We start from the raw sequence: 15192 nt of genomic DNA on the forward strand, positions 1-15192 counted from the left end.
GTTATTCCCGCTCAAAATTTTATTTAAAGGTGACGCTGTGTCTGCGCTTATTGATTCAATACAGAGCACGGCACTTAATTCCAACGCAAAACCGCCCATGGATCAAAATTACTCACCATCCATGTCAAGCGCACTAAGCTCATTCCTAAATGAGCCGAGCATAGCTGAATCATTCAGAATCTGGCTCAGCTCAATCATCAAGATTAAACCATCCCTGAACCACACTGCTCGCCATATCCTCTGTCAGCAAATTGCTCACATTGATGAACTGATATGCGACCAGCTCAACCAAGTAATCCACGCCCCCCCCGTGCAAGCAATGGAGGCGAGATGGACTGGGCTTTGGCAGCTCGTTGATAGTGCAAGTCTCGCGGAAAATGTCAAAATTAAGCTTCTGGATGTCTCTTGGAAAGAGCTCGTAAAAGACATAGAGCGAGCACCAGATATTGACCAAAGCGCTCTATTCCATCTTGTGTATAACCTTGAATTTGGCACCCCCGGTGGCGAGCCATTCGGTGTATTACTCGGTGATTATGAAATTAGTCATAAATCGTCGAGCACTCACCCCTATGACGATGTACACACGCTTCAAGGAATCAGCAGAACGGCAGCTGCAGCATTTGCGCCCTTTATCTGCGGTGCAGCGCCAGAGCTATTTGGCCTAGACAGTTTTGATACATTAGGCATGCCGTTGCGCTTACAAGAAGTATTTAACCAAAAAGAATATATCCGCTGGCGCGCATTAAGAAAACAAGAAGATAGCCGGTTTATTGGCATCACGCTACCTCGGGTCCTATTACGGAAACCTCACAGCAGCAAATTTACGGCGTTAAATGGCATAAAGTTTAAAGAGGAATCAGGCAAAGGTAATGACAACTACCTTTGGGGTAATTGTTGCTTTGCCCTCGGAACTGTTCTCATTCGAGAGTTCACAGAAGTCGGCTGGTTTGCGCACATTCGCGGCGTTCCTAGAGATTATCTTGGAGGAGGATTAGTTACTCGATTTCCATCGTTGAGCTATCCCACAGACAGCAAATCCGGCCGTACAAAAATGGTAACCCAGGTGCTTGTCACTGACTTTCAGGAGCGAGAGCTAAGCGAGCTTGGTTTAATCAGCCTATGTCACAGCTATGACACTCCCTACGCCTGCTTTAATTCAACACCATCTTTACAAGCAGCGCGAGAATACGAAAAAAGCTCTGCCAACGCTAACGCAAGAATTAGCGCTATGCTGCAACAAGTGCTCTGCGCATCTCGCTTCGCTCAATACATAAAAGTCATGATTCGCGATAAAGTTGGTGCTTATATTCGCGATAAAGAATGTGAACGTTTTATTCAAAAGTGGCTCGATCAATATACTACAGGAAGAGATGACCTTTCTTGGGAAATGCTTGCGCGCTACCCTCTGCGCGAAGCAAGAGTAGAAGTAAATGAGGAGCCAGGAAAGCCCGGCGTCTACCAAAGCATCATTTATCTAAAAACACATTACACCGTGGATCAATTAGTTTCAGAATTAAAATTGACTACGTCGTTAACCTCAACAGGTTTTGGGGCTATAGGATAACATCGTGCACTCAGATACCGACAAAAAGCTACTATCTCCGGTATTAGACCGCCTACTCGGCGGTGAAAACTCTGGCAACACAAATCAACCACACCAGATTCTCAAGCAACTTAGAGAGAGCGTACGCCGAGACCTAGAAACACTTTTTAACACTCGATACCGCTGTATTTCTACACCAGCGAACTGCACAGAGTTAGAAACTGCTGTCATAAATTTTGGTTTACCTGACATATCTACAATCAATCTCTCAGCACAAGAGCATAGGTTAAAGTTTTGTAGAGATATAGAAAAAACAATTTTAGCTTACGAACCTAGAATTAAATCAGTAAAAGTTCAGTCAAACCATAAAATAGACCCAGAAAATCCTTGTGTAAAATTCAGAGTAGAGGCCATTTTACATACAAATCCAGCTCCAGAATTGATCATATTTGATTCAGCACTTGATTTAGTAACTCAATCCGTCGATGTATCAGAGATAATGTAATGAGCGACGAACTGCTTCTTCAATACGAAAGAGAACTTGCCTTCATTAACCAGACTTCTGGCGAGTTCGCTAAAAAGTATCCGTCAACAGCGTCTAGGCTTCAGCTATCCAGTGACACTGTAGATGATCCTCTAGTAGGAAAACTATTATCTGGATTCGCCTATTTAAACGCTAGGGTGCAACAGAAGCTCAATGATGATTTTCCAGAGCTAACTGACGCTATGCTGGACACCCTCTACCCACATTATCTTCGGCCATTTCCCTCAGCCTGTATCGTACAATTTGAAGCCGAACCTCAACTGGATGAAATAGTCACTATTGATAGAGACTTTTTATTGGAGTCTGATAGCTTCCAAGGAAATAGCTGTAAATTTACCACCTGCTACCCTGTAGACGTGTCACCGTTTTCCGTCACCAATGCAAGCTTAATGTCCCGTCCATTTATAGCACCAGGCTCAAACGATATCTCAGGTGCTGGGGCGGTCATCAAAATAACCCTAAAAACCGATGATAGTTCCATCGCATTTTCAGAGCTCGCGCCAGAAAATTTACGTTTTTTTCTAAAGGGCTTACCTCAACATATTCACCCACTCTACGACCTAATCTTTACAAAAGCGCTAAGAGTGGTGCTCGCCAAAGGCGAGATGGATTCCAAACCTATATTCTGTACGCCTTCAGTCATAAAACCTGTCGGATTTGACGCTACCGATGGATTAATCCCCTACCCCGACACCTCCTTCACCGGCTATCGCTTACTGACAGAGTATTTTTGCTTTCCCGAAAAATTTCAGTTCATAGAGTTTAGTGGCTTACATGAATTACTCGGTAATGATTACGGGGATGAGCTGTCTATCTATATCTATTTGTCGGAATCAGATTCAGAGTTAGAGCATCAACTCAATGCCGACATGTTTGCACTCGGTTGCACACCAGCCATTAATCTCTTTAAACAGCCTGCGGACCCAATTCCACTGTCCCACACCGAATACGCATATCACATTGTTCCCGATGCTCGCCGCACCGAAGCACTGGAAATATATTCGGTAGACCATGTCACAGCTATCGACAGCAATGGCCAAAGCACAGAATTTAAGCGTTTTTACGGAATTGATCACAAACAATCAAATGCTAACGCCGCCTATTGGTTTAACCGACGCTATCCAGTTGTTGAGGGCGAACATTTAAATGAAACTGCGAGTGAAATGGATATCACCCTTGTTAATCTAGGTTTCTCGCCCTATAGCGCCTCCGATTTGACACTGGACATTTCCCTAACGTGCACCAATAGAAACCTTCCCAAAAGGCTACCCGTAGGTGGTGGCAAGCCATTTCTTACTGTGGTTGAGGGTAGCGCCCCCGCAAAACAGATATCTTGTGTCGTGACACCCACTCAAACCATCCGCTCAGATCAACGCGAAAGAGCTTATTGGCGTTTAATATCGCATCTAAATTTAAATCACCTTTCACTAAGCTCAGGAGGAGGATCTACAGAAGCACTTAAGGAAATTTTACGGTTATATGATTTCAAGAATTCAGCGTCAAGTCGAAAGATTGTCGAATCGATTAGCCGATTAAGGACAGCGCCGATGACAGCGCCAATTCAAGTGGAGGGTATGGTATCACTATGCCGTGGCATGGCCATCGACTTGGAGCTAGATCCTCAAATGCTAAGGGGCGTTAGCAGCGTAATGTTTGCTACTGTTTTAGAAAATTTCTTCGGGCTCTATTGCTCGATTAATTCATTTACCCGCTTAAAAGTTTCACATACTGGACAAGATAAGGAGTTTAAAAAGTGGCCACCACGCGCCGGCGAAAAAGCCTTACTCTAGTCGATCAATTAAAAAGTGAACCAAGTCGATTTGAATTTTTTCAAGCGGTTAGGCTTCTTGAAACTGCCGCCGCTCAAGACCACAGCGGTCAATATGCTCGTGCACCAGTCGCAATTCTCGCGCAGCCGACTAAAGAGGCTATTCGTTTTAAAAGCAACAACCGTCTAGCATTTTCTGGTGCAGATATTTTATCGCTAGCAACGGAGCCAAATGGCTTAACCAGCGATAGCGGTGAGCAACAAATACGCTGGGTGATGGATTTAAGTTTTATCGGCTTAACGGGAGCCCAAGGAGTATTACCTTACCGCTACTCGGAGCTGGTCCTACAGGAAATTAAAGATAAAAATTCAGCTTTAGCCGATTTTTTTGATCTATTCAATCACCGTTCTGCGTCCCTCTATTTCCAAGCGTGGCACAAATATCGCCTGCCGGTTAATTATGAGAGAGAACGACAGTCTAACAAAGGCGGTATTGATAAATTTACCGACGCACTCTACTCATTAGCCGGCATTGGCACGCCGGAACTTCAATACCGCCTACCGTTTAACGACGAAATTATAGCTGGCTTCTCTGGCGGGCTCGGTCGCAACATCATGTCAGCCGATGTCTTGAAAGGGATGATAAAACATCTATTTCAACTCAATGTTGACATAGAACAATTCAAAGGACAGTGGCAGCCTCTGGATAAAGAAGTTGCTTGCCGACTTCCTGGTGAAGAGTGCTTGGACGGCGTCAACAATCAGTTAGGCGTTAATAGCATTATCGGCAGCTATTGCTACCATGCACAAAGCAAGTTTAGCGTGATAGTAGCCCCCCTGCCCTATAAGCGCTTTATGGAGCTCGCACCAGGAACAAAAAAGCTGGAGGCGCTCAGGTCCTTTATTAGATTTAGTGTTGGCATCGATCTGGAGTTCGACATATCCATCACCACCGCACAAAATCAAGTTCCGCCCACACGCCTCGCCAACGAATGTGATTATCAACCCGCACTCGGCTGGAATACACACCTCTACGCTCAAGATGAAGTTGAAATTGAGTCTATGAAAATCAACCTATCACAAGAAACAGAGTCCCCTGAAGAGGGTTTAAAACTCATTAAATCGCAATAAGGACATTCATATGATAAACCTAAACTTAAAATCGCTGGTCGATAAAATGGCACCTCAAATGCGGGATTCTCTCGAAGGTGCGGCAGGATTTTGCCTTGGGCAAAGCCATTACAATGTGGAAATAGAACATTGGATGTTAAAAATTCTTGAACAGCGTGATTCTGATTTAGCGGCAATTTTAGAAAAATTTGACGTTAATTTAGCCGAATTTGCTAAAGACCTAGGCACTGCCGTTGCGAAATTTAAGTCTGGCAATACCAGACCCGCATCTTTGGCACCAAACTTAGTGGACGCTGCCAAATACGCATGGATGCTCGCATCCGTCGAATACGGCCACCATGCCATTACCACGGGGCACTTGCTAACAGCCGTACTTCTCGATGAAAAATTACGCGACCAAGTCTTTTCTCATAGCAAGCAAGTACGCACTCTGGCACCCGAATCTGTACGAGAAGTTGCACGAGGGCTAATTGGTGCCGGCACTGAACTTCCGCAAACAAGCGGCTTCAACGCAGAAAACTCTGTGGCTAGCGCTGGCTCCACGTCGAAAACACCATCACTCGATAAATATACTATTAATTTAACCGAACGCGCTAAACAAGGAACCATAGATCCAGTGTTGGGAAGGGATGAGGAGATTCGCCAGTGTATCGACATTCTTACAAGGCGACGTCAAAACAACCCGATACTGACAGGTGAAGCCGGTGTAGGTAAAACCGCCGTCGTAGAAGGGTTTGCATTGCGAATTGCCAGCGGCGATGTACCTGAGCCTCTGCGTAATGTCACAGTACGTACTCTCGATCTAGGCTTGCTTCAGGCAGGTGCAAGCGTAAAAGGCGAATTTGAAAACCGCTTAAAATCCGTCATTGAAGAAGTTAGAGCCTCACTTGCTCCTATTATTCTGTTCATTGATGAAGCCCACACGATGATTGGTGCAGGTGGAAAAGAAGGCCAAGGCGATGCGGCCAACCTGCTCAAACCGGCGCTTGCGCGGGGCGAACTACGCACTATCGCCGCCACCACTTGGGCCGAGTACAAAAAGTATTTCGAAAGAGATCCGGCACTTACTCGTCGCTTTCAGGTTGTTAAAGTAGAAGAGCCCGAAGAAGAAAAAGCCATCGATATGATGCGTGGTATCGCCACCTCTCTTCAAGAACATCATAAAGTTCGCATACTCGATGAAGCCATTATCGCCTCTGTGCGCCTCTCTCATCGATATATTCCAGGGCGTCAACTACCCGACAAATCAGTAAGCTTATTAGATACTGCCTGTGCACGCGTTGGCTTAAGTCAATCGGCAACCCCTGGGGCTATCGAGGATACAACTCGGATCATTCAGCGCTGCGACACTACCTTGGCCCGTCTCAAACGCGAACACGCGGCATCAAATTCACAACAAGATGACATATTAGCAATTGAAGCTGAGAAAGCGTCGGCCGAATCAAAATTGCTGACCTTACAAAACCAATTGCAGCAGGAAGCCCAACTGGTCGACGAGATTAGAGCAGTGCACGCGCAAATTGATGAAAGCTTTTCCAGTGACAAGGCACTTACTGACGATGCGCTAAAACTCTTACAAGAAAATCTTGCACAACTAACCTCTCAACTGCAAGAGGTTCAGAAAGACGCACCCTTGGTACAAGCTGCAGTGGATGAACAAGCCATCGCCGAAGTTATTTCCAACTGGACAGGCATTCCTGTTGGCAAAATGGTAAGTGATGAAATTAGAAGTGTACAAGCGCTCGCCGCTCGTATGGGTGAGCGTGTGATAGGCCAGCCCCATGCCCTTGAAGCCGTTGCCCAAGCCATTCGTACCTCTCGCGCCGGCTTAACAGATCCGCGTAAACCTGTTGGCGTGTTCCTGTTTTGCGGCACCAGCGGTGTGGGTAAAACTGAAACAGCATTGGCACTTGCCGATGAACTTTTCGGTGGCGAGCAAAACATCACCACAATCAATATGTCGGAGTTTAAAGAAGAGCACAAAGTTTCAATGCTTTTGGGGTCACCTCCAGGTTATGTCGGTTTCGGCGAGGGCGGCGTACTTACAGAGGCCGCACGACGCAAGCCCTACTCGGTTATTTTGCTCGACGAAATGGAAAAAGCCCATCCGGGCGTACAGGACATTTTTTATAGCCTGTTCGACAAAGGCACTATCAAAGACGGTGAGGGTCGAGATATCGACTTTAAAAACACGGTCATCATTATGACCTCAAATGCCGGCGAAGAAGCAATCAGCGCTATATTTAACCAAACCGAAGAAAAGCCAGAACCCGATGTACTTCTGGACAACATCAGGCCTTACTTGCTGAGACATTTTAAATCCGCCTTCATGGGGCGCGCTAACGTCGTTGCCTACTACCCCTTGGATGACGACGACTTAATGAAAATATCAGCAATCAATCTTAAAAAGATTGAGAAGAGACTCGCCAGCCATTACGGCGCCAAGTTTAGCTATGATGAAGATGTCTTAGTGCATATTGTGGCGCGCTGCCAAGAATCAGATACAGGCGCACGCAACATCGAAAACATCCTCAATCGAACGCTCTTGCCATCTATGGCATCGGAATGCCTAGATAAACTGGCTGACGGATTAAAAATTAACAATGTACACGTGGGTGTTACTGAAGAAGGAGAATTTACCTACCAAGTTTCCTGACATAAAAAAGGGCTGCAGATGCAGCCCTTTTTTTCATTAAATTTCATTCAACGCGACGCTGAACCTGTACTTGCGACGGCGATTCACTACATTTGAAACTGCCACTAATCGCGCTGAGAAGCGGCCGTATTGCCTTGTATCGCTCAGAGCTGGTCCAAATATAAACCGTATAAAATTGCTTTTTACTCTCAAAAGTAGAAATCTGATACTGCACCCTAGCCGCACCAACTTTACCCACAATTTCAGCTCTATAATACCGGCCAACTTCATGATAGCTGGCAGGCTCAACCAATTCTGATTCTGCCACCCAACCTAGCGCGGCACTGGCAATGGCATCGGCATAACTATGAAGCCTAACAACTGCACCAAAAGAATGCTTTGCCTGTGCAATAACGATTAAATATGTCTCATCTTTCTCTCGACCAACTTGCAATAATGCCTCGGCATTTAAATGCGACTTTAGCTCCCAGTTCAACGGTACGCAGAGAGAGATCTCACGGTTATTGGAGTAGATACGTTTAAGACTAACAGTGCGACTAGTATTAACAAGACCCGCGGCCGTGTTAGATAGCCTACCCAGTCGATTGGCGCCTGTGGCCATCTTAGAGTCTCGTTTAACACAATCCCTTTCTACTTGACTAGAAAAAACGCGCTCTTTCCCAGCGAATAAATCCACATGCCAGCCTGCAGCCAAGAACTTTTTTACCGCAGTCTCGGCTTGCTTTTGGGTAAGGTTTTTAGCAACACGCACAGGCGCTTTTTGATAAAGCGAGTTTGCTTTTTCGGCAGCACCGCCGCACAACCTCAGTAAGCCAATTGACAGCTCTTTATTAGATTTTTGCTCGCGGCTTTGACCGGTAAACACAACGCTCAGGTCGCGCCTTGCGCCTAACCCCTTCTGATTCATAGCTTACATCCCTGCGTTAGCTAGTATTGGACCTTATGTAAAATTTAAAAGCTGGTTTAGCCCATAATCACCGTTGGGCAACCCAACACGATCTTTCCACCGTGTGCAGTGCTATCGCCCATTCGAGCAGCGGGTTTTTTTGAGATCATAACCGTTGCACTACCGGTTACCACAGAGTCTGGCGGCCCTACGCAGACGCACATACTGCCAACAGTGGCTGAAGGTAACCCTCCGATGATTACCGTTGGCCCGCCAGGCGACGCAATTGGGCCACCTACGTGTGGAACCGGCCCTGTTGTCATCGGGCACACGTGCATATCGGTAATTCTTGACGCTGGCTTTCCCATCACAACTCCTATTGCGTTACGTCTGAACCGTTTCCACCTTTGGCCAAATCCACACCTTGGGCAAGAAAGTGCTGGTATAGGAGCTCAGGTTCATCTGGATTCCCCAAAACTGCAGCTAAGGAAACACTGCCTGCTACCGCATGAGCATAGAGGTATTCGGGAGTTTGTATTTCTGGATCACCGGGCTCACTCAAACTACCGGTACTCCACGAAGCTGCAGTTGCAGCCCAACTTGCCGGCGTTTTATGACCTGTCTTTATGCCCATCGCCCTCGCTCGAAGGCGATTATCTTCCGTTGGTTTTTTGGCCCAAGCTTCTGCGGCAATCAAGGCATCTATGTTATTTTGATCAGTTTCAGGCGTTTGAATTTTACGAGCTGCCAGACACGACCACCAAACAGCCTCACGCTTTGGTAAACAGTGCGCCAAGAGTTTCACCGCGTCTAAGAAAAACCCATTTTCCATCAGGCGCTCAACGCTAATGCGCGGTGCTGTATCAGCAACAATGCATTCAGCCGCACCCTCTTCACTTAGCTCAAACTGCTCTAGAAGTTCCAGCGCCGTTAAGGCCTTAATTTTTACCCAATCACTCATAATCAATTCTAATTAATTAATGTAATTCCACCTTTCAAAGTAAGGCTTGCACCTGCTTTAACTTCAGCCGTTGCATCGCCCTTACATGACAAGGTTGTTCCCTTTATGGTAATTCCTGCCGGTGTCATCTTAATAGACGATCCACCCACCTTGAGTTCAATCGATGTTTTTGAGGTAATTTTGATAGCGCCTTGCACATCAACAGTTTGAGTGCCCTTAGACACTTTTACCGTCTGATTACCCGACTTTAATGTCACACTCTGATTGCCCTTACCAATGGTTTTAGTTTCGTTACCCTCGGTGACATCGATCGTGCGATCTTTAACGACTTCCAACGTTTGGTTGTTTTCGATTTTACCAGTTTGATCATTATGAATGAGATAATTGTGATCTTTGCCCGCCTCTAGATATATCTCTTCAGAACCCTTCTTATCGTCAAATCGAAGTTCGTTAAATTTACTGCCTTCAAATTCAGTTTTCCAACCCGATTGTGTCGCCGTATAATTTGGCCCGACGTTCTGTCCATTATAAACTGCGCCCGTGACAATTGGCCTATCGGGGTCACCGTTGATATAGGATACAACCACTTCCTGACCAACACGCGGAACAAAATTTGCTCCCCAATTTTTACCTGCAAATACTTGCTGAACCCTTACCCAGCAGGAATTCTGCGCTGTGTTCCAAGGGAACTTCACTTTAACTTGAGTATAGATATCATCCGAACCATCTGCCGTTGTCGCCTTTACTTCAAGCACTTTGGCCAATTGGGAGTGGCTAATGCGTTTCGCAAAAGCGTTCGGATCGACTCTCGGAATAATGGCTGCAGGCACAGCTGTAAATTGATTAATAAAATGCGTTTCGCTACCGTTACCATCAGCGGCACTCATTTGCACTCGGGTAACTAGATACTTACCTTTTTCAGTACTCAACGTATGATCTAACTGAAACCGCCCACCTGCTGTCAACGATGCACAATCACTGCTGGCATTGGCCACATCAAAACCTGACTCAATGGTCTCCATCATACGGGTGGCGATATCTTTATTTGAACCATCGGTAACTTTATGGGTGTGATCTTTATCCGGCTCTAAAGTATATTTACCAAAATCTCGAACTTTATACGCAGAGGCGTCATTTAAACTAGTTTTGGTTTTAACATCTTGCTTATGGTCTTTGTCCGGAGAAAACTCGCTGTAATCTTTATGCTCAACGCCGCCAGCATGAAAGCAAAAATTTCTAGCCCATGCATGTACTGTACTCTTAGTTGGGTGAGTGCCACCGCCGTCGTATTCGATCGGCTCTGCGCGGCAATCGAAAAAGCCTTGAGCGTCATCGGTCAAAACCAACTCTAGCTTACCGTCGCCATGTATAAAGTAATAGACTATGCCCTCTTCCGCCATCAAACGACAAGCAAAAGCGAGGTCGGTCTCCTCAAATTGAACACAATATTCTCTCGTTTTATAGGAGGCATTAAGCTTCAGACTTAGCTTTACAACCTTGCTATATTCACCTAGCACTTCTTCAATAATGGCCTTTGCCGTCTTTCGATGAAAAACACGATTATTGCTACTCAGTTGCGCAAACCAAAGCCCTGGCACGATGACAGCTCGATAGGCTCGCAAGCCTTCAGCGTTAACATCAAACATAGAAAGCTGACTTATATAGCCATGAATATGGCGCAACTCTTCCTTTCCATCGCGATTAATAGTCACCGTAGCGGGCTTCCCCACTAAATCCTTTTGCGTAACCTCGTGATTGGCCGACAGTAAATCCACCTCATAGCGAAACAGTTTGGATACACTTTCATCGCCAGCTAATCGAGTGGCGATAAAATGATCCTTACCAAGGGCGGTATTGATATGAAGAAGTCGATGCTTTTGGTTGATACTAGCCATGACTGAGTACAGATCCTTGTAAAATGTCCGCTACGAAAAGATTAACGCCTTGTCGTTTCTACCAATCTCGCCGAAAAATAGCTTAGTAAAAACGCCAAAAGGCCGGAGCCACTGCGAAGCAGTGACTGCCGACCTGAAGGTCTGTAAAAACTTACAGAGGAGTCGCAGTCGTGAGGTCGTAACCAACACGCATATTCTTGGTGTTCTTGTTGGTTTTGTCCGCGTGGGTCAAATCCGCTTCAACTTTTGCGAAGCTCAAAGAGATAGACTCTTGTGGAGCACCGCCAGCAGAAGCACTAACACTGTAAGAAGAAATAATGACTTCTTCCAAGGTGTAAGTCGCGTACTTTTCTACTTTAGTTGCACCAGTTTGAACAACGTGGATCTCAACTTTAACACCAGAGTCACCCGTAACTGATGCCTTGAACAAACCGCCTGAAGCTGAGTCCATTGGCTTAGTAACAGTAACTTCGCTGATGCTTGGACGCGATGCTTCACGGTTAGCCATTGCACCGGCTTCCATAGTGATAGCGCGGCCAACACCAAAGTGGAAGTTATCAACCTCAATCCAGTTTGCGTAACCTTCTGCAGTTACGTTACCAGCAGGTGAGTTGCCATTAAAGTTCATGTAAATCGCCATGATTGAATTCCTATTTCTAAAGTGGTCGATGAATTTTTAATTTACTTTCCCGCAGTCCCTCGTGGAATTAAGCAACTGCATACCTTGCTCTTCAGCAATTGAGATGCATTAAAGCAAACCAAAACTGGATTGATAACCCCTTAATTTCAACTTTAATATCCACTCCGGCACGAATTAACATATCCACTCCGGTACTAATTTAATCAACACCAAATAGACTGTGACCCACCGCACACTATCGTCCCATAGCCAGCGTACGACACAAAAATTGCTGAATGTAGAAGCCATGACTGCTTTAAGAAACTAGGTGACTCTGACACCATTTAGTTCAATGTTTCGCGAATAAACCTTGCAAACACAAAAACCATGGTACCAACTAAGGCACTCACCCCTTACAGCGCTAAGCCAAATCCCACTTTATTCACGATCGATTAGACGCAATCACCGTGCAGCCTGTTGAATTTTTTGATGTAGGAATGCAACGCCCAATAGCGCAAGACCTAACCCCATGAATGAAGCAACACGCCACAAGCCCTCTAAATCGGCGAGATCGACAAGAAATATTTTGACGATAACAACGGCCAACAACGCCATTCCTGCTCGGTAGACCGACTTGCCAAAGCGCCAACTCCCCGCCAATAGTGCAACCACGGCGCACACTAGCCAGACAACGCTGTAGGTGTACATTTCACCGGCTTTCACCGCGTGCCCCAAACTTAAACTGCCCTGCCATAGATGGCGAATTTCAAAGGTAATAAAGAAAAAGGCCGCAAACGCGGCAACCCAGAGCGCAGTTTTCTTGAAAGCAGGCTCGTAAAATCTCGCCACCAGCACCGCCATCACTATCGGCCCACCTAAGGCCAGCAAGGCAAGATTAATAATGGGTCGGCTACTGACCGATGCCCAAGCCCATGAGTTACTGGCCAAAATGGCCAATACGATGACGAGGTAATTTAACAGCGCAAAACCTAGTTGCAGGCGCCCATAAAACTGGTACCAAGCCGCCAAATTAACGCTAATCTTAGCTTTGTAGTGATAAACCAGTGCCAGTGCTGAAAATAACAAACTATTAAGCACAGCCTCGACAAACTCAAAGCGTTGACTAAAGGCATTGCCATCGTGCAGCCAATACCGCGCCTCAGACCACACCGTCAGCACAAAAAGATGCAGCGCTGCAGCCTCGGTCCAGCGCGCTAACGCTGGGTATACACGCAGAAAATGAGTGCCCAGCACACAACATAATGTTGCGCCGCCATAGGTCCACAAAGACCAATGGGTTTCATAGGAATAATCAGCCAACCAAGGATTTAAGGTTAACCGCACCACAACCAAAACAACCACAGCCTTCAATAGCCAGCCAAGTTCGGGCACCTCAAAACGCTTAATAATCCACCCGATGGAGATGACCTGAACCGCCATGGCCAAGGTTAAGCTGGCCTCGTCGAGTACCCAAGCGGCAGCTAGGGAATAGGCGAAATGCCCAGCTAACAACAACCACACCTGCAATGCCTTGTGCCAAGCTTTAGCGCTTGAAACTGCGCCTAGCCAAATGTAAATGGCGCCCATACTTACTGCTAATAACGCCCAACGCCAGTCACTGGTATAGCTAGTTGCGAGGCAATAACACAAGAGCAAACTCAGTACCGGAACCATCGTTAACAACGAGGCCCACCAATTAGGGGCAGAACTTTCTTTGATATTGCGAAGGGCAAAAAAGCCGTAAAGACCTACGGTCATCAAGCTGTACAACAACAGAGCCGGTTGGTTTTCTAGGCTCAAAGAATCCACACCCAGCTGCCCTTGCCGTTCATGAAGTTGCGTTGAAAATATCGCTAGCCATTGACCTAAAAAGGCCAGCCAAGGAAGCACACTCAACCGCCCCTGAAAACTGCAGGTCCAGAGTAGCAAAGCCGGTAACACACTCCAGTTTAACCATTGCCCCTGCCAACCGAATTGCCAAAGACTTACGGTATTCGCGGCGAGAACCAATAGCAGACTGACGGGCAACAACGATGTGTCTTTGGCTTTTTCCAGGTTCGACTCAAAGGGCCAAAGTGCGCCCGTCACCTTAAACATCAACAGCCAATTGCTGGGGACAACCGCGATGAGTCCGTAGGCAAAAATCGCTAAATACCAACCGCGCAAACCATCGGCCTGATGCCCCGTTAACGATATCGCCCACCACAGCAACCCACCGGCCATCAGTCCCCACCATAGCCAAGGTCGGTAGACATAACGCAACAACCACAAAACTGAGGCAGAGATAACCAAGGCGTAGACCATAGCCGCTACGATATTTCCGCTGCCAGTAGATACCAACAAGGGAACGCTGTAGGCGCCAATCATACCGATCGCCGCTAACACTGGACCGTGCAGTAACGCCATCCACAATGTCAGCAGCGCCACTACCGCCAAACAGACAAATACCGTCATCGGACTAAACATTTGATAAAAATGTAACGCGGCTAAGAATGCTGCAAACAAGGTGATACTGCCACCCCCCGCGAGCGCAGCAAATGAGGGGTGATCACCTTGTTTAGCTCTCAGCCAAAGCGCGGCAACATGTAGGCCTAAGCCTGTCAGCACCCCACTAACAATACGAGCGGTAGGGCCTAATAAACCCTGCTCTATGGAATACTTGGCTAAAAAGATACCCGCTAAGCCAACGCAGGCACCACCAAGCCACACCATCCACTGCGCTTGAAGTTGCTCCCAAAAAGCCGACGTCTCGACAGCGGTTTGTGAAGGATGTGTATCAGCATCGGTTGTATGACGCGCCCGCTCATCAGCCACTATCTGCGCGGCAGCGTCTTCATTTGGCGTGATTGCCGCCGGCTGATAGGGGGCGCTGTCATCCAAATCTAAATCAAGCTTATCGATAACCGGCTCGGCAGGCGCCGATCGAGCGCTAGATAGCTGGGAAGCCGGCTCAGCATCGCCAAATCTAACCGATGTTACCGTCGCTGAGCTCAATAACGTGCCAGATAAAGCAGCCACTTGTTTTCTAAGATTATCAACATCAACCGCCAGTGCACGCACTTGGTTGAATGCGACAATGCCCATGACCAAGCCAACAAATACGCCAATTATTATGGCAAAACCTATCAGTGCAAAAACTTCCATGCCACACCCGCTCCATTCGTCAATGGTGTATTGGATTAACTGCTT

11 protein-coding genes are annotated in these 15192 nt (G+C 46.7%); 5 read left to right on the forward strand and 6 right to left on the reverse strand.

What is annotated here, in order from left to right; all coding sequences use genetic code 11:
* Positions 1-37 precede the first annotated feature (37 nt).
* From tssC to tssH, 5 genes are read left to right on the forward strand one after another with little or no spacing between them, the layout of a single operon-like run.
* Entirely contained in the window at positions 38-1564 is a 1527-nt protein-coding gene (gene tssC / locus ACGHTT_RS11430) for a type VI secretion system contractile sheath large subunit (RefSeq protein WP_390590652.1), read from the forward strand.
* A 4-nt stretch (positions 1565-1568) separates the two neighbouring features.
* On the forward strand, positions 1569-2048 hold the full coding sequence (gene tssE / locus ACGHTT_RS11435; protein WP_390590653.1) for a type VI secretion system baseplate subunit TssE: 480 nt from the start codon (positions 1569-1571) through the stop codon (positions 2046-2048).
* Positions 2048-3877, forward strand: coding sequence for a type VI secretion system baseplate subunit TssF (gene tssF / locus ACGHTT_RS11440; RefSeq protein WP_390590654.1), 1830 nt, complete (start codon positions 2048-2050; stop codon positions 3875-3877). The genes tssE and tssF overlap by 1 nt, the downstream gene beginning before the upstream one ends.
* The gene (gene tssG, locus ACGHTT_RS11445; RefSeq protein WP_390590657.1) at positions 3841-4986 is read left to right on the forward strand and encodes a type VI secretion system baseplate subunit TssG; all 1146 of its coding nucleotides are present in this window, start codon (positions 3841-3843) and stop codon (positions 4984-4986) included. Before tssF ends, tssG begins: the two co-directional genes overlap by 37 nt.
* Before the next feature lie 10 nt (positions 4987-4996).
* Positions 4997-7642 carry a type VI secretion system ATPase TssH gene (gene tssH / locus ACGHTT_RS11450; protein ID WP_390590659.1) on the forward strand — a complete coding sequence of 882 codons (2646 nt, stop codon included), beginning with the start codon at positions 4997-4999 and terminating at the stop codon, positions 7640-7642.
* Positions 7643-7685: 43 nt separating this feature from the next.
* Here tssH and ACGHTT_RS11455 read toward each other — a convergent pair whose 3' ends face one another.
* From ACGHTT_RS11455 to ACGHTT_RS11480, 6 genes are all read right to left on the reverse strand, one after another.
* Positions 7686-8549 (reverse strand): hypothetical protein, encoded by an 864-nt coding sequence (locus tag ACGHTT_RS11455; protein WP_390590660.1) that lies wholly within the window; start codon positions 8547-8549, stop codon positions 7686-7688.
* A 56-nt stretch (positions 8550-8605) separates the two neighbouring features.
* Entirely contained in the window at positions 8606-8896 is a 291-nt protein-coding gene (locus ACGHTT_RS11460; protein ID WP_390590662.1) for a PAAR domain-containing protein, read from the reverse strand.
* An 8-nt stretch (positions 8897-8904) separates the two neighbouring features.
* Positions 8905-9489 carry a DUF6931 family protein gene (locus tag ACGHTT_RS11465; RefSeq protein WP_390590664.1) on the reverse strand — a complete coding sequence of 195 codons (585 nt, stop codon included), beginning with the start codon at positions 9487-9489 and terminating at the stop codon, positions 8905-8907.
* 8 nt (positions 9490-9497) lie between these two features.
* On the reverse strand, positions 9498-11384 hold the full coding sequence (locus tag ACGHTT_RS11470) for a type VI secretion system Vgr family protein (RefSeq protein ID WP_390590665.1): 1887 nt from the start codon (positions 11382-11384) through the stop codon (positions 9498-9500).
* Positions 11385-11535: 151 nt separating this feature from the next.
* Positions 11536-12024: a type VI secretion system tube protein Hcp gene (locus tag ACGHTT_RS11475; RefSeq protein ID WP_290264249.1), complete on the reverse strand. Its 489-nt coding sequence runs from the start codon at positions 12022-12024 to the stop codon at positions 11536-11538.
* Positions 12025-12465: 441 nt separating this feature from the next.
* On the reverse strand, positions 12466-15147 hold the full coding sequence (locus tag ACGHTT_RS11480) for a DUF2339 domain-containing protein (RefSeq protein ID WP_390590667.1): 2682 nt from the start codon (positions 15145-15147) through the stop codon (positions 12466-12468).
* Positions 15148-15192: the final 45 nt, after the last annotated feature.

The organism is Simiduia litorea, from assembly GCF_042853465.1.
In the GTDB taxonomy this organism is placed as follows: domain Bacteria; phylum Pseudomonadota; class Gammaproteobacteria; order Pseudomonadales; family Cellvibrionaceae; genus Simiduia; species Simiduia litorea.

What these genes read in the sequence shown, in the direction of transcription:
- tssF (WP_390590654.1), top strand. Translation starts at nt 2,048, where the DNA reads ATGAGCGACGAACTGCTTCTTCAATACGAAAGAGAACTTGCCTTCATT.
- tssH (WP_390590659.1), top strand. Translation starts at nt 4,997, where the DNA reads ATGATAAACCTAAACTTAAAATCGCTGGTCGATAAAATGGCACCTCAA.
- ACGHTT_RS11455 (WP_390590660.1), bottom strand. Translation starts at nt 8,549, where the DNA reads ATGAATCAGAAGGGGTTAGGCGCAAGGCGCGACCTGAGCGTTGTGTTT.
- ACGHTT_RS11460 (WP_390590662.1), bottom strand. Translation starts at nt 8,896, where the DNA reads ATGGGAAAGCCAGCGTCAAGAATTACCGATATGCACGTGTGCCCGATG.
- ACGHTT_RS11465 (WP_390590664.1), bottom strand. Translation starts at nt 9,489, where the DNA reads ATGAGTGATTGGGTAAAAATTAAGGCCTTAACGGCGCTGGAACTTCTA.
- ACGHTT_RS11470 (WP_390590665.1), bottom strand. Translation starts at nt 11,384, where the DNA reads ATGGCTAGTATCAACCAAAAGCATCGACTTCTTCATATCAATACCGCC.
- ACGHTT_RS11475 (WP_290264249.1), bottom strand. Translation starts at nt 12,024, where the DNA reads ATGGCGATTTACATGAACTTTAATGGCAACTCACCTGCTGGTAACGTA.
- ACGHTT_RS11480 (WP_390590667.1), bottom strand. Translation starts at nt 15,147, where the DNA reads ATGGAAGTTTTTGCACTGATAGGTTTTGCCATAATAATTGGCGTATTT.